We start from the raw sequence: 16,351 nt of genomic DNA, 5'->3' as shown, positions 1-16,351 counted from the left end.
CCTTTTAAATCTAATTTAAAAATTCATACACTCCCGCAGCTCCCTGTCCGGTGCCAACACACATGGTCACAAGGCAGTATTTATTGTTGAGGTTTCTTTTGCGCATTTCATCAAAAATCTGAACCGATAGTTTTGCTCCCGAGCATCCCAGAGGGTGACCCATTGCAATTGCGCCGCCGTTAACGTTTACGAGATCTGGGTTTAATCCTGTTTCACGAATTACAGCAAGAGACTGAGAAGCAAAAGCTTCGTTTAACTCTATAAGTTCCATATCCTGCAGTTTGAGTCCGGCGCGTTTTAAAGCTTTAGGAATGGCAATTACAGGGCTAATTCCCATTACCCTCGGGTCTACACCCGCGACGCCGTAATTTACAAGTCGTGCAATAGGTTCAAGATTCAGTTCTTTCACCATTTCCTCATTCATTACCATCACAAAAGCAGCACCATCACTCATTTGAGAAGCATTACCAGCGGTTACACTACCACCTTCTCTAAAAACCGGTCTTAGACGGGAAAGCGCTTCTACAGAAGTATCTGCACGCGGTCCTTCATCCTTATTCACGGTATACTTTCGGGTTTCTTTTTTTCCTTCAGCATTAATAAAGTTTTCTTCTACTTCTATAGGAACGATCTGATCTTGAAACTTATCTTCTTTGAGCGCCTTTAATGCCTTTTGATGAGAATTGTAGGCGAACTCATCCTGGTCTTCCCGGCTGATATTGTACCTTTTTGCAACCTCTTCTGCAGTTAAACCCATTCCCCAATAGTAATCTTCATGACCTTCTTTCGCCACTTCGTAATTAGGAACCGGCTTATAACCACCCATAGGAATGTAACTCATACTTTCTGAACCACCTGCAATGATACAGTCTGCCATTCCTGCCTGGATCTTAGCCGAAGCCATTGCGATAGTTTCAATTCCTGAAGCACAGTAGCGGTTAACAGTTACACCGGGAACATCTTCAATATCTAATCCCATTAAGGAGATTAAACGCCCCATGTTAAGTCCCTGTTCAGCTTCCGGCATGGCATTTCCAACCATCACGTCGTCAATACATTTTTTATCCAGTTGCGGAAGCTCTTTCATTAAATATTCTATAGTTTCAGCTGCCAGTTCATCTGGTCTTTTAAACCGAAACACTCCGCGGGGAGCCTTTCCCACTGCGGTTCTATATGCTTTTACTATGTATGCTGTTTTCATGTCTTAGTATTTAGATGTTAGTATTGAGAATTGAGATTGCTCATCCTAACGACTTTATTAATGCAAAATTCATTTTCTGTATCTCGATTACTTCCTTTAAGATCGGAGTTACCTTTTCTTCAGATGTTAGCTCTAATTTATAAGATAGTATTAATTGAGTATAAAGCTCATAAGAAGAACCATTTGCAATACTTAGAAAATTTCGAAATTCTCCTTTGGTATTTCTACCTGCACCTTCAGCTATATTGGAAGGAACAGAAATCGCACTTCTTTTAATTTGACTTGTTAATCCAAATTTTTCTTCACTAGGAAATTGTGCAGAAAGAACATAAATTTTCCGAGCCACTTCCATGGCTTTTATCCAGACTTTTAAATCTTCCAATTTATGCATCTCCCTGTTTTTTACTATATACTCATTACTAAGAGCTCAATTCTAATTCCTAAGCGGTTTCCCCTTCTGCAACATATGCTGAAGTCTTTCCAGTGTTTTTCTTTCTCCGGTAAGAGAAAGGAATGCTTCCCGTTCAAGGTCCAGCAGATATTGTTCGCTTACATAGGATGCTTCAGAAAGATCTCCTCCGGCCATCACATAGGCCAGCTTGTTGGCAATTTTCTTATCGTGTTCGCTGATGTATTTTCCTGCAAACATTTGATCGGTACCTACAAGAAAAGCTCCAAGTGCCTGTTTTCCAAGTACCTTGATATCTGTCCTGTGCACAGGCTGAGTATATCCGTTTTCTGCCATTAGTAAAGCGTGTTTCTTTGCAATTGCAAGCTGCCTGTCTGGATTCACAACTACAATATCTTTTCCTTTCTGAAGAATGTTTGTATCAAAAGCTTCATATGCTGAAGTGGATACTTTTGCCATTCCAATAGTGAGGAAATGTTCTCTCAATCTGTTAAGTTCCACATCATTTTTTTGATAAGTGTCTGAAGCTCTTACCGTCATTTCTTTAGAACCACCACCACCGGGAATAACACCAACACCAAATTCAACAAGACCGATGTAAGTTTCGGCTGCGGCAACTACTTTATCTGCGTGAAGCGAAAGTTCACATCCGCCGCCCAGCGTCATTGCGTGTGGTGCGGCAACTGTAGGAATAGAGGAGTAGCGCATACGCATCATGGTGTCCTGGAAATATTTAATGGCCATGTTCAGTTCTTCGTATTCCTGCTCTACAGCCATCATAAATATCATCCCAATGTTTGCACCCACAGAGAAATTTTTACCATTATTGGCAACTACCAGTCCCTGATAATCTCTTTCAGCAATATCTAGCGCTTTATTTATTCCATCCAAAACATCACCGCCAATAGAATTCATTTTGCTTCTAAATTCCACATTCAGGATCCCGTCGCCCAGATCTTCAACTACAACTCCGCTGTTTTTAAAGACATCTTTGGACTCCCTGATGTTGTCCAGGATAATAAATGCATCCTGGCCGGGAACTTTTACCTGTTCTTTCTTCGAAATGTCATAATAATAGGTATTACCGTTTTTTACGGTGTAAAAACTTTTACTTCCGCTTTCCAGCATTTCATTTACCCATGCGGCAGGTTCATAACCTTCCGCATTCATCATTTCGATTCCTTTTTCTACGCCAATGGCGTTCCATATCTGGAAAGGACCATGCTCCCAGCCAAAACCGGCACGCATGGCATCGTCTATTTTGTAAAACTCATCGGTTATCTCCGGAATTCTATTTGAAGCGTAAGCAAACAAAGCTGAAAAGTTCTTTCTGTAGAATTCGCCTGCTTTGTCTTTTCCGTTTATAAGCACTTCAAAGCGATCTTCGACTTTATCAATCGTCTTAGTCTGCTCCAGTGTGCCGAAATTTGCCTTTTTTTGATCCCGGTATTCCAGCTTGTTTAAATCAAGAGATTTAATTTCGCTGGAACCGTCGTCTTTTTTGATTTTTTTGTAAAAGCCCTGTCCGGTTTTACTTCCCAGCCATTTGTTGTCCATCATGGTCTGGATAAAGTCTGGAAGGGCAAAAAGATCGTGTGCTTCATCGTTTGGAACTCCTTTATAGAGTCCGTTTGCAACATGAACCAGGGTATCCAGCCCAACAACATCCACAGTACGGAAGGTAGCCGACTTCTGGCGGCCAATTACCGGCCCTGTAAGTTTATCTACCTCTTCAATGGTCATATCCATATCTTTAACCGTATGGAAAAGGCTCATAATGCTGAAAATCCCAACCCGGTTTCCGATAAATGCCGGAGTATCTTTGGCTACTACAGAAGTTTTTCCGAGGAACTTTTCTCCATATTCATTTAGGAACTGAAGAACATCTTCTGAAGTTTTTGGACCCGGAATTATTTCGAATAACCGTAAATATCGTGGTGGATTGAAGAAGTGGGTTCCGCAGAAATGCTTCTGAAAATCTTCACTTCTTCCTTTACTCATTTGCTGGATTGGAATTCCTGATGTATTCGAAGTAATTAAAGTTCCTTCTTTTCTATGCTTCTCCAGGTTTTCAAAAACCTGTTGTTTAATATCAAGCCGTTCTACAACAACTTCAATTATCCAGTCAACTTCAGAAACTTTAGAGATATCGTCTTCCAGGTTTCCGGTTTTTATTCGTCGTGCAAAATCCTGATGGTAAATTGGAGAAGGTTTGGATTTTAAAGAGGCCTGGAGAGAATCGTTAACAATACGATTTCTTACAGCTTTATCTTCAAGAGTCAGCCCTTTCTTTTTTTCTTTGTCATTCAGTTCGCGGGGAACAATATCCAGCAGTAATACCTCCACACCAATATTGGCGAAGTGGCAGGCAATCCCGCTTCCCATAATTCCGGAACCTACAACAGCAACTTTATTTATTCTTCGTTTCATACATTTTATTTTTTGGCAGATATATCAAGAATGGTTTTATAATCTAGACTTGTCTGGTTTTTAAGCTTATTTCTTCCTTGTAAATTTTTCTTTCTGAGATTAAATCAGTCATAGTATTGGCAACCTTGATAAAGGTGGCAAGTTCTTCCTGAGTAACGTTTTCCTTAACGGCTTCATCAAACCTTAAAACTACTCTTTTTGAAAAATCACGCATTTCCTTTCCAAAGTCGGTAAGGTGTAGAAGGACACTTCTACCATCTTCTGGATTTTTTCTTCTAATGATTAAGCCTTTTTCCTCCATTGTCTTAAGGATGCGTGATAAACTGGTGGCTTCCATTCCCATTTTGGGTCCAAGAGAGGTAGAAGGCGTTCCTTTTTCAGGATCTATAGTCAGTAGCGCAAAACCTGTAGCCATCGTGCTTCCTGCTTTACCGGCTTCTTCATTATACATTTTGGAAACGGCCATCCATGTTGCCCTTAGTACGTGATCTATAGTTTTTTCCTTCATTTTATTTATCAGTGATTTCCAAAGTTAATAAAAAATATTATGCATGCATAATAAAAGTTGATCAAAAAATAAGAGAACCTGAAAGTTTTAAGTTAAAGGCTGAAATAAAAAACTCTCCAGAAGAGGAGAGTTTAAAATACAGATAATATTTTGATTTCCAGTATTTAGTGCTGGTATATTTGATTATATAGATCGGAATAACGCTCCTTTATGTTTCTTCTCTTAAGTTTCATGGTAGGAGTTAGCTGATCGTTGTCTATACCCCATACCTCTGGTGTTAACTCAAATTTCTTTATTTTTTCCCAATGTCCGAATTTGGTATTATAGAAGTCTACCTCTTCCTGAATTCTCGCAATTACTTCAGAATTTTTTATAAGGGCTTCGTTGGAGTCCCCAACGTCAATTTTCTTTCGTTCGGCCCAATCCCTTACAAATTCAAAGTTTGGCTGGATAAAAGCTGCAGGCATTTTTTCACCCTCTCCAATTACCATTATCTGTTCAATAAAGCGGGATTGCTTCATAGTGTTCTCGATAATTTGTGGAGCGACATATTTTCCGCCAGAAGTTTTAAACATTTCCTTTTTCCTGTCGGTTATTCGTAAGAAACCTTCCTCATCTATTTCTCCTATGTCACCAGTGTGAAAGTACCCATCAGAATTTATGGCTTCCCTGGTTTTCTCTTCATCCTTATAATAACCTATCATCAGGTTAGGACCCTTGGTAAGAATTTCTCCGTCTTCAGCAATTTTTACTTGAACGTTATCAATGATCTTTCCTACAGTTCCTATTTTGAAGCCTTTGTTTCGTTGATCATTCACAGCGATTACAGGAGAAGTTTCTGTTAACCCGTAGCCTTCCATCACCGGAATTTCGGCTGCGGCAAAAATTCTTGCGAGTCTGGGCTGGAGAGCAGCACTACCAGATACGATTAATTCAATATTTCCTCCCAGTCCTTCTTTCCATTTAGAAAAAATTAATTTTCGTGCCAGGCTTAGCTGTGTCTCGTACCACCAGCCATTTGCTCCATAGGGTTCGTATTTCAATCCTAATTCTACTGCCCAGTAAAAAAGTTTTCCTTTCACGCCTCCAAGCGTATTTCCTTTGGCTATAATCTTATCGTAAACTTTTTCCAGTAATCTTGGGACGGCAGTAATTACATGTGGTTTTACTTCTTTCAGGTTTTCACTAATTGTATCAATGGATTCTGCAAAATAAATGGAAACACTGTAATATTGATAGAGGTAAAGAATCATTCTTTCGAAAATATGACACACAGGAAGAAAACTTAATCCTACATAAGTTCCAAATTCAAATGGAACCCGTGGAGCGCTGTTAAGCACATCGCTGACAATATTCTCATGAGAGAGCATCACACCTTTAGGTCTTCCCGTAGTGCCTGAAGTATATATTAAGGTTGCGAGATCACTGGGTTTTACAGATTTCTTCAACTTCTCTACTTCATCCTGATTGCCTTTATCTTCTCCCAGCTTCAAAATCTCTTTCCAATTCTTACATGTCGTAATTTCATCGAAACTGTAAACTTCCTTTAGACCGGTGTTGGCTTTTATTGCGTTTAGTTTTCCCAAAACTTCTTCATCAGAAACAAAGCAGTAGGTAGCTTCACTGTGATTTAAAACATACTCATAATCTTCTTCAGAAATAGTAGGATAGATGGGCACATTTTGAGCACCTATTTGTAAGATCCCAATATCCAAAATATTCCATTCCGTTCTATTTGAGGAGGAGATAACCGCAATTTTTTCGTTTGGTTTAACCCCAAGTCTTAGAAGGCCTCTGCTAATCGTATTGGCCCTATCGATGTATTGCTGCGTAGAAATTGAATTCCAGGAATTGTTGTATTTCGTAACTAAAGCTTTTTTCAAAGGATGATTCTCCAGCTGAAAATAAGGAAAATCAAAAAGTCTTTTTATCTCAGTCATTCGTTTTGCTAATGTGATATTCTCTGCAAAATAGCAATTTTCCGTCCTATATCAAATGGAATTTATAAAAAAAGAAGTAATTTTTTGTAAAGTATTGAAAGCTATTGGGGAATTCTGATATTCTGATATTTTCTCTAATAGGTGATCTGCCAAAGGCTTCCTTTTTTAGAGGTATACTTATTTTTCAAGTCCACATTTGTGTCCTTCAACATATATTAAAATTTTTGATGAAGCGTTAAAATGCATTTAAACTACGTTAAGATCCTGTGCCTTTTTCGCGGTTATATGTAAATTATAATATTAACCATAAAAAAATATACTATGAAAACACTTAAAACAGTTTTAATCACTGCCGTAATACTTCTGGCGGTAAGTTGTGGACCACGGGTACAAACGGTTAAACCTATGAACACAGATCTTAGTAAATATGAAACTTTTGCTTACCTGCCTAATACCAATGTCGAAGTTCCCGGCAAAGGTTACAATGATGAAAATGTAAACCGCATGATTGTAGAAACAGTTAATCAAAATATGGAACAGACTGGTTATACCTTAGATAGAGATAATCCAGATCTTTTGGTGCTAATTAGCACTTCTACAGAAATTGAAAGGGAAACTACTACAGATCCGGTATATGCAACTTATCCCTATACCGCAGGGGTAGGCGCGGTAAGTCCTTATTATGGTTCTTATTACTACCGTGGATATAATACTTTTGGAGGAGGAATAATGGGTTATGATACGGATACTTATGCTTATGAAGAAGGTATTGTGATCATTAACCTGGTAGACAGGCAGACCAAGGAAACTGTCTGGAAAGGAATTACTTCAGATGCCCTGTATGACCAGAGGAATACTGCAGCCATGCGTGATTTAGTAAATGAAATTTTTGAAGAATACCCGTTGAATAATAATTAATCTTAATTTTATTTTAAAACCTTTAATAACACCTTTTTCGGGAATTCTTCTGAAAAAGGTGTTTTTTATATGGTCTTGGTTGAAGATTATCTTTTATGTAAGAGCCTTGTCGCCACATAATTTCATTCTATAATAGCTAATTTTAAATTTTAAGTACATGGCAATTAAAGGATTCAAAACTTAAAGTCATTCTTAACAGGGTGATGTGTATGGTAGGTGAAGTCTTCTTGTGCATGCCTTAAACCTAAATGAGCAAAATAGGTTTTTCCTGCATTTTAAATAAATAAGCCTCCCAAAATAGAACTTGAGAGGCTTCTGAAAATATGAATATTCTAAATTACAAGGTTTAACTATGCTTTTTGCTCAAGCCATTTTCTGGCATTTACAAAAGCTTCTATCCACGGCGTCACTTCATCTTTTCGGTCCTTTGGATAATATGCCCAGTTCCACTGAAAAGTAGAGCGCTCCAGGTGCGGCATCATAACTAGGTGCCTTCCGCTGTCGTCCGTTAGCATAGCGGTATTGTGATGTGAACCATTAGGATTGGAAGGATAAGTATCAAAAGCATATTCCCCAACAATGTTGTAACGTTCTTTTGCATAAGGAAAACTGAATTTTCCTTCGCCGTGAGCAGCCCAGATTCCTAATTTGCTTCCGGAAAGCGATTTCAGCATAACCGATTTGTTTTCGCTTATTTCTACTGAAGTAAATGTACATTCGAATTTCCCCGAATCATTATGCAGCATCTTCGGTTTTTCCTCGTGATCTGGATTAATTAGTCCTAACTCTACAAAGAGCTGGCAGCCGTTACAAACTCCTATAGAAAGGGTATCGTCCCTTTTAAAGAAATTATCCAAAGCGGTTTTTGCCTTTTCATTATAAAGAAAAGCTCCTGCCCATCCTTTGGCACTTCCCAATACATCTGAATTTGAGAATCCGCCTACCGCGGCGATAAATTTAATGTCTTCCAAAGTTTCCCGGCCGCTAATAAGGTCGGTCATATGGACGTCTTTTACTTCAAAACCGGCGAGGTACATAGCCCTTGCCATTTCACGTTCAGAATTTGATCCTTTTTCGCGAATTATTGCGGCTTTAATCCTTTTTTCAGTTCGGGAGGAGTCGAGAACCGGGAGCTTTCCGGTGAAATCTGCCGGGAATTTAAATTCCAGTGGCTGATTTTTGTAGTTATTAAAACGTTCCGTTGCTTTATCTTTTCCGCTTTGTTTCTGGTCCAGTAAAAATGAAGTTCTGTACCATACATCCCTTAGTTCTGAAATATTGAACTTCAGGTTTTCTGTTCCGTTCTTGATTTTGAGCTCGTTCCCTTCAGTTGCACGGCCAATTTTAAAGAACTCGATATTATTTTCAGCTAAAACTTTTTCAGCTAAATCATCTTTGGCCTGGAAAACAATTCCGCAGTTTTCGTTAAACAGAAGTTTTACCGTATCCTTCTCATTTAAAGCGGAAAGATCCAATTCTGCTCCTAAATTCACATCGGCAAAACACATTTCCAGTAACGTTGTAATTAACCCTCCCGAAGCGACATCATGGCCGGCAACGATCATTTCTTTCTTGATAAGCGCCTGGATATTATAGAAAATATCGGCAAATTTCTGGTCGTCTTTTATGGTTGGGACTTCATTGCCCACTTTATTCAGGATTTGAGCGAAAGAAGAGCCTCCAAGTTTAAAAGAATCCTGGGATAAGTTGATGTAAAAAATGTCCCCCGCATCTCTTTGAAGCACAGGTTCCACAACTTTAGTAACATCGTCACAATGCCCGGCAGCAGAAATTATTACGGTTCCCGGAGAGAGCACTTCGCTGTCTTTGTATTTTTGCTTCATAGAAAGCGAATCTTTTCCCGTGGGAACATTTATTCCCAAAGCAATCGCAAAATCCGAAACTCCCTGTACCGCTTCATACAAACGTGCATCTTCACCTTCATTATTACATGGCCACATCCAGTTAGCCGAAAGGGAAACAGATTTTAATCCTTTTTCCAGCGGCGCCCAAATAATGTTCGAAAGCGCTTCGCCAATAGAATTTTTAGAGCCCGCAACGGGATCTATTAAAGCCGAAACAGGGGAGTGGCCAATAGAAGTTGCCACACCTTCTTTCCCTTTGTAATCCAGCGCCATGACTCCGCAATTATTTAGCGGAAGTTGCAACGGACCAGCAGTTTGCTGTTTCGCCACACGACCTGTAACGCAACGGTCTACCTTATTAGTCAACCAGTCCTTACAGGCAACAGCCTCCAATTGAAGCACTTCCTGTAGATAACCTTTTATTTTTTCTGAAGAATATTCCAACCCTTCATAATTTCGTTCTATCGTTTTGTCTGTCATTATAGTCTTGGGCGAGCTGCCAAAGATATCTGCCAGCGCCAGGTCCATAGGCTTTTCTCCGGAAGTTTTTCCTTCAAAAGTAAAGCGGTGATCTCCGCTAACATCCCCAACTTCATATATTGGAGAGCGCTCACGGTCGGCTATTTTCTTCAGCATTTCCAGCTTACTTTCGCCAATCACCAAGCCCATACGTTCCTGGGATTCGTTACCAATAATCTCTTTTGCTGAAAGGGTTGGATCGCCTACAGGAAGTTTTTCAAGATCGATTTTTCCGCCGGTCTCTTCTACCAGTTCACTAAGGCAATTCAGATGTCCCCCCGCACCGTGATCGTGAATAGAAACAATTGGATTTTCTTCACTTTCCACCATTCCGCGGATTGCATTAGCCGCACGTTTTTGCATTTCAGGATTGGCGCGTTGTACTGCGTTCAATTCGATTCCGCTTTCAAATTCCCCGGTATCGGCAGAAGATACTGCGGCACCGCCCATTCCAATCCGGTAATTCTCACCACCAAGTATTACGATTTTATCTCCTTTCTTCGGAATATCTTTTTGTGCCTGATTTGCTTTTCCATAACCAACACCACCGGCCATCATAATTACTTTATCATAGCCCAATTGCCGCTCATGCTCACTATGTTCAAAAGTGAGTACGGAACCGGAAATTAAAGGTTGTCCGAATTTATTTCCAAAATCTGAAGCTCCGTTAGAGGCTTTTATCAAAATATCCATAGGAGTCTGATACAGCCATTCCCTTTCTTTCATTCCCTGTTCCCAGTTACGGTTTTCTTCCAATCTTGAATAGGACGTCATGTAAACCGAGGTTCCGGCAAGAGGTAATGAACCTTTTCCACCAGCAAGCCTATCCCTTATTTCCCCGCCACTACCTGTTGCCGCACCGTTAAAAGGCTCTACGGTAGTCGGGAAATTATGGGTTTCAGCTTTAAGGGAAATAACCGAATCAAAATCTTTAACCTGGTAATAGTCGGGAACGTCAGCCGACTTAGGTGCCCATTGTTCAATTCTTGGTCCTTTTACAAAAGCAACATTATCTTTATATGCAGAAACTATTTCATTTGGATTTTCTTCTGAAGTCTTTCTGATGAGTTTAAAGAGGGAAGAAGGTTTCTCTTTCCCGTCAATTACAAAAGTTCCGTTGAAGATTTTATGCCGGCAATGTTCAGAATTTACCTGTGAGAAACCAAAAACTTCAGAATCTGTCAGTTTTCGGCCTAGTTTATCTGCTAAACCCTGAAGGTAAGCTACTTCTTCAATATTTAATGCCAGTCCTTCTTTTTGGTTATAAGCTTCAATATCATCCACCTCGATTATCGCTTCGGGATTGATGTGAATATCAAAAATATCCTGATCCAGTCCGTTATACTTTTGCGAAAGCATAGGATCAAAATCGGAGAAATTTTCATCGATTTTCAGGAACTCTTCGATCCTTACAATACCTTCAATTCCCATGTTCTGGGTGATCTCCACGGCATTTGTACTCCACGGAGTGATCATTGCGGCACGCGGACCAACAAAAAAATCTGCCAGAGCAGATTTGTTGTATTTTTTTGCGTCGCCAAAAAGCCAGTTTAATTTTGAAATATCTTGTGCAGAAAGGTTGTTGTGCGTTTCTACTGCAAAAACCTTAGTAGTTTGGGTTCCGAAGAAAAGGATCATTCCTGGTTGTTTAATGATGTTTAAGAAAGGACAAATTTAGGCTTTTCAGCTGAATTTTAATTGTTGGGAATTGGGAAATTTTTGAGGGAAAGCGACATGCTGAAAATGGCAATTTTCGGCATTTTACCACGAATCCACGAATAGGTTTTTAAACTCTCGAAGATGTCGCTGATTTTCGCAGAAGAAATTCTTGAATTTCAGGAAAGGGGCATGCTGAAAATGGCAATTATCGACCTGTACTAAAGAAAGGGAAGTAAAAAATTCTTGCGAGGTTTTAAAACCTCTTAGGTCTGGTTAGATTCAGTCCATAAAAAGAAAATTTCTGGAAATTATACCTACAAGGTCAAAAAAAGACCTTGCAGGATAGAAACGTATTCCTCTGGCCTTGATAGTATAAAGAAAAAAGAGAAGCCCTAAAAATGTATTATCGACCTTGTTGAGGTACGAAGTTAGAAGTACGAGGAACGAAGTCTTTTTGAAATTTTTCTCTTCTCTCTCCTCTTAAATCTAACTTGTTCTTTCCAGCAAAGCCATATAGAATCCGTCGTAGCCGGTTTCTGAAGAAAGCAATTTCTGGTCTTTAATCAACCTGAATTTTTTTCCTTCTTCCCGGGCAAGGAATTTCTCTACCTGTTCCTGATTTTCAGACGGCAAAACCGAACAAGTTGCGTAGACCATTTTTCCTCCAGATTTTACAATTTTGGAATAGCTATCGAGGATTTCAGATTGCGTGGCTTTGATCCTGTCGATAAATTCCGGTTGCAATTTCCATTTAGCATCAGGATTTCTACTAAGTACTCCTAGTCCGCTACAAGGGGCATCAATCAAAACACGATCTGCACTGTTGTACAGCTTCTTGATCACTTTGGTAGTGTCAATTTCGCGGGTTTCGATATTGTGAGCCCCGGCACGTTTAGCGCGCCGCTTCAGTTCCTTCAGTTTATTTCCGTAGATATCCAGCGCTATAATCTGTCCTTTATTTTCCATTAGTGCAGCAAGGTGAAGGGATTTTCCACCAGCACCGGCGCAAGTATCCACAACCCGCATTCCCGGTTCCACTTCAAGAAAATGGGCCACTTGCTGTGAAGATGCATCCTGTACCTCGAAAAAGCCGTCCTGGAATGCTTTTGTTCTGAAAACATTTGCTCTTTCATTAAGTTCAAGAGCTTCAGGATATGCTTTTAAAGGATGGGTTTCAATATTTTCTTTCAAAAATTCTTCCTTCAAATTTTCTTTGGAAGTTTTCAGGGAATTTGCGCGTACCACAACAGGAGCAGTGTTATTAAGAGCATGAATTTCTTTTGTCCATAATTCTTCTCCAAGTTCCTGCACACCCAGTTCATCCAGCCAGTCTGGTATGGATTCTCTGTATTTTCTTATCTGGCTAAGGCTGTCAAACTTCCCTTTAATTCTTCGGGTTGGCGTATCTTCAATTTGTTTCCAGTCCGGCAATTCGATTCCGCGAAGGGTTGCCCAAACTGCAAACAGTCGGAATAGGTTTTCACGGGAAAAAGGTTCTTTAACTTCGGCAATCTCAGCATAAAGACGTTTCCATCTCACGATATCATAAGTGGTTTCAGCAATAAAACTTCTATCACGGGAACCCCATCTTTTGTCTCTTTTCAAGGCATTTGCGATCACTTTGTCTGCATATTTTCCTTCATTAAAAATATCTGATAAAGCATCGATAGTGGCAAAAACCAAATTTCTGTGTAAGCGCATAAATAAATTTTAAGGCTGCAAAGGTACGGTTTTTTGCTTCGGAAAAATTTATCTTTGAAGCATTGCTTAGAATGGCAATTTTCGGCCTACTGAATAACTTATTCTGAATATGAAAAAACTCCTTTACCTATCCATATTATTGATCATTTCCTGTAAATCTGAAAATAAATCTGGAAATCCTTCCGAAGAAGAAAAAGATAGAGAAACATTTATTGCTAATGTTCATGTACAGACAATTTTGGAGGACGATTCGCTGAGTGTAAGAGCAATTGAAGTTATTGGAAATAACCTGGCCTTTGCAGGAAACAATGGGGTCTACGGACTATATAATGCTGCGGAAGGAAGTTGGAAAACGAATGTGCAGGAATATAATGGTACAACTCCAGAATTTAGGGCTGTAGCGAGTACTGCGAACGATTTTTTTATGCTGAGCGTTGGAAATCCGGCACTTCTCTACAAAACCGGGGAAAACGGCCAGATGGAGCTGGTTTATAAGGAGGAAAATGAGAAGGTCTTTTACGATGCCCTGGCTTTTTGGAACGACCAGGAGGGAATAGCAATTGGCGACCCTACCGATAAATGCCTTTCTGTTATTATCACCCGCGATGGCGGACAAACCTGGAAAAAATTAGATTGCTCGATCTTGCCGGAAACTGAAGAAGGGGAAGCTGCTTTTGCGGCAAGTAATTCTAATATTGCGATACAGGGAAACAATACCTGGATTCTTAGCGGCGGAATGAAATCGAGGGTTTTTTATTCTCCAAATAAAGGAAAAAGCTGGGAAGTTTTTGATACTCCCTTAGTGCAGGGAAACGCTACAACGGGAGGTTACAGCATGGATTTTTACAATGAAAGCATAGGGATAATAATAGGAGGTGATTATACTGCTCCTGAAGAAAATTCCAGGAATAAAGTCATTACCCGGGATGGTGGAAGGACCTGGAAATTGGTTGGAGAAGGGAAGGAGCCGGGCTATAAAAGCGGCGTGCGATATTTGCCAAATTCGGGTGGTGATGAAGTTATTGCTATTGGATTTACCGGAATTTCCTACAGTAAAGATGCAGGCGAAAGCTGGGTAAAACTTTCAGATGAAAGTTTTTATACCCTGAGATTTGTGAATGATTCTACCGCTTATGCCGCGGGAAAAGGAAGAATAGCAATGGTAAAATTTAATTGATAAGGGGAAGATGGTTTAGGTATTAAAAGAATATTCCGGACAAAATTAATCATCCGGAATATCCCAACTAACTACTAACTAATCAACCAAAAAACTATATTATTCTATTTTTTCTTTTCCTCTCTTGCACTTTGCTTCCTCGCCCTGTATTCTCTAATTAGTTTTTTATGAAATTCATCTTCGAGTCGATGCAATTTTATAATCTCCTTTGCAGAAAATATTTTCTTCAGATCCTCCAAAAGTTGCTTTTTTATAACATATTCTTTTCGTTCTATGTCTAAATATTCAGCAAGCATTTTTCCTGCATCCTGCTCATTTATACATTCTGTATCTTTTAATTTAGTATCTTCTTCTTCATGAAGTTCCCTTCTCCTGGTTTCATAATCATTATAAACAGGCCAGAATTTTTGAGCTGTTTTATTGCTCATTTTCATTTCCTGAGTTATAAAAGCTGTTTTCAGAGCTTTTATACGCTCCTTATCCTCCTGCGCATTACTTTGCCAGAACCAGGAAAACATAAATAAAACAAATAAAAACTTCTTCATAATACCTTATTCAAGAATATAAGCCGGATCTTCAACATTTTCGTCCAGATAATCGTAAACCGCATCAGAATTTAAATTATCAAAATTTGTTTCCACAACATAATTTCCTTCATATAAAAAATTGGTAATTTCTAATGGCGACAAATCTGTATAGCCTGCATCAATATAATTTTCTATCGCAGAGAGCTTCACATTATCCCAGGTAGATTCAGGTGAAGAATCAAGATGAAAGGTGCTGAAAATCGCAATAACGATTGCAGCCACACCCGAAGCATAGTATAAATTCCTTTTGCTGAACAGAGAGATAACTTTAGGATCTTTCTCTTCTTTTGAAAATAATTTTACTTCAAAATTCTCAAAATAACCTTCCGGGACTTTAAATCCACTACCGTCTACCTGACTTAAATGAAGATTGTCTCCAAGTTCACTGGAGTTCACGCTATCCATTATACGATCGGTGAGATCGTCAAAATAGTTATCAGGCACTTTAAGTCCCGAATCCGGTTTGTATGGTAGCTTATTCTTTTCCATTTGATGTTTTGACTATTAATTTCTCAAAAGGTTTAATGGGATTTTAAAAAATCTTCAATTTTTCTGGCGGCAATGTGATAACTAGCTTTTAAAGCTCCCTCGCTGGTTTTAAGAATTTCAGCCATTTCCCTATATTTTAGATCCTGAAAATACTTCATATTAAACACCTGTTGCTGCTTATCCGGCAGGCTATTAATAGCTTTTTGCAGTTTAAGCTGAATATCATTTCCTTCAAAATAGACATCACTTTCGAGATTATCGATGATTTTTTCTTGCAATTCCTGTGAGGAAATATGTTTTTTTCGTGCTTTTTTGTTTAAAAATGTAATGGCTTCATTAGTGGCTATTCTATACATCCAGGAAAACAACTGACTTTCTCCTTTAAAGTTACCAATATTTTTGAAGATTTTAATAAAAGTATTCTGCAGAATATCATCGGTATCGTCATGATCCTTAACTATATTCCGAATTTGCCAGTAAAGTCGTTCTTTATATGCAGAGACAAGTTCTCTAAAAGCTTCCTGAGCTGTAGCCTCATTCTTAAGGCGTTTTACGAATTCCTTTTCAGATAGTTCCAATCTGCTTCAAGTTTGCTTATCGTTTAGAATATGAGGACTTTAGTTTGTAAAGGTATTGAAAAAGTAAGAACATGAAAATACAGATCATTTTAATTTTTGTAGGAAAAAACTGTTAATTAAGTATATTTATTCCGTTAAAATACATATTTTGAAGTTTAATAACACTTTTTTCTTGGAATTGCGGAATAAAGTTTTATCTTTATAACATCAAAAATAAGAGAATAGTCTTTTTTTGCCCCAAATAAAATCAGACTTATTGTGTTATTTTCATCAGCCCCAAAATGGAAGTAACATCTAAAAATGGACGAACCTACTTCGTCCATTTTTTATTTGTAAATGTTTGGTGTAAGAATCTCTAGCAGCTAATCGA

At 38.8% G+C, this 16,351-nt stretch carries 12 protein-coding genes; 2 read left to right on the top strand and 10 right to left on the bottom strand.

The window, feature by feature from the left end; translation table 11 throughout:
• Positions 1–10 precede the first annotated feature (10 nt).
• The 5 genes from RM541_RS14440 to RM541_RS14420 form a co-directional block, all read right to left on the bottom strand.
• Positions 11–1,201, bottom strand: a complete 1,191-nt coding sequence (locus tag RM541_RS14440; RefSeq protein ID WP_311500841.1) for an acetyl-CoA C-acyltransferase — start codon at positions 1,199–1,201, stop codon at positions 11–13.
• Positions 1,202–1,241: 40 nt separating this feature from the next.
• Positions 1,242–1,592, bottom strand: coding sequence for a four helix bundle protein (locus tag RM541_RS14435; RefSeq protein WP_311500840.1), 351 nt, complete (start codon positions 1,590–1,592; stop codon positions 1,242–1,244).
• Between the two features lie 42 nt (positions 1,593–1,634).
• Complete coding sequence (locus RM541_RS14430) at positions 1,635–4,040, bottom strand: 3-hydroxyacyl-CoA dehydrogenase/enoyl-CoA hydratase family protein (RefSeq protein ID WP_311500839.1); 2,406 nt, start codon at positions 4,038–4,040, stop codon at positions 1,635–1,637.
• A gap of 43 nt (positions 4,041–4,083) precedes the next feature.
• The gene (locus tag RM541_RS14425; RefSeq protein ID WP_311500838.1) at positions 4,084–4,548 is read right to left on the bottom strand and encodes a MarR family winged helix-turn-helix transcriptional regulator; all 465 of its coding nucleotides are present in this window, start codon (positions 4,546–4,548) and stop codon (positions 4,084–4,086) included.
• Between the two features lie 164 nt (positions 4,549–4,712).
• Positions 4,713–6,488 carry an AMP-dependent synthetase/ligase gene (locus tag RM541_RS14420; RefSeq protein ID WP_311500837.1) on the bottom strand — a complete coding sequence of 592 codons (1,776 nt, stop codon included), beginning with the start codon at positions 6,486–6,488 and terminating at the stop codon, positions 4,713–4,715.
• Positions 6,489–6,809: 321 nt separating this feature from the next.
• On the opposite strand from RM541_RS14420, the gene RM541_RS14415 reads away from it, so the two are divergent.
• Positions 6,810–7,406, top strand: coding sequence for a DUF4136 domain-containing protein (locus RM541_RS14415; protein WP_311500836.1), 597 nt, complete (start codon positions 6,810–6,812; stop codon positions 7,404–7,406).
• Between the two features lie 350 nt (positions 7,407–7,756).
• On the opposite strand, the gene purL is transcribed toward RM541_RS14415, so the two are convergent.
• Both purL and RM541_RS14405 read right to left on the bottom strand, forming a co-directional pair.
• The gene (purL, locus tag RM541_RS14410; RefSeq protein ID WP_311500835.1) at positions 7,757–11,428 is read right to left on the bottom strand and encodes a phosphoribosylformylglycinamidine synthase; all 3,672 of its coding nucleotides are present in this window, start codon (positions 11,426–11,428) and stop codon (positions 7,757–7,759) included.
• Positions 11,429–11,935: 507 nt separating this feature from the next.
• Positions 11,936–13,150: an RsmB/NOP family class I SAM-dependent RNA methyltransferase gene (locus RM541_RS14405; protein ID WP_311500834.1), complete on the bottom strand. Its 1,215-nt coding sequence runs from the start codon at positions 13,148–13,150 to the stop codon at positions 11,936–11,938.
• Between the two features lie 109 nt (positions 13,151–13,259).
• Here RM541_RS14405 and RM541_RS14400 point away from each other — a divergent pair, with 109 nt between their 5' ends.
• Complete coding sequence (locus RM541_RS14400; RefSeq protein ID WP_311500833.1) at positions 13,260–14,327, top strand: WD40/YVTN/BNR-like repeat-containing protein; 1,068 nt, start codon at positions 13,260–13,262, stop codon at positions 14,325–14,327.
• 104 nt (positions 14,328–14,431) lie between these two features.
• On the opposite strand, the gene RM541_RS14395 is transcribed toward RM541_RS14400, so the two are convergent.
• Genes RM541_RS14395 through RM541_RS14385 form a run of 3 tightly spaced genes read right to left on the bottom strand, consistent with a single transcriptional unit; the run spans position 14,432 to position 15,981 of the window.
• Positions 14,432–14,872: a hypothetical protein gene (locus RM541_RS14395; protein WP_311500832.1), complete on the bottom strand. Its 441-nt coding sequence runs from the start codon at positions 14,870–14,872 to the stop codon at positions 14,432–14,434.
• Positions 14,873–14,878: 6 nt separating this feature from the next.
• Positions 14,879–15,403: a hypothetical protein gene (locus RM541_RS14390; protein WP_311500831.1), complete on the bottom strand. Its 525-nt coding sequence runs from the start codon at positions 15,401–15,403 to the stop codon at positions 14,879–14,881.
• Positions 15,404–15,435: 32 nt separating this feature from the next.
• The gene (locus RM541_RS14385; protein ID WP_311500830.1) at positions 15,436–15,981 is read right to left on the bottom strand and encodes an RNA polymerase sigma factor; all 546 of its coding nucleotides are present in this window, start codon (positions 15,979–15,981) and stop codon (positions 15,436–15,438) included.
• Between the last annotated feature and the right edge of the window lie 370 nt (positions 15,982–16,351).

Source organism: Autumnicola psychrophila (genome assembly GCF_031846645.1).
In the GTDB taxonomy this organism is placed as follows: Bacteria; Bacteroidota; Bacteroidia; order Flavobacteriales; family Flavobacteriaceae; genus Autumnicola; species Autumnicola psychrophila.
Note: the sequence above shows the minus strand (reverse complement) of the source record. Positions and strands in the feature narration are given on the sequence as shown.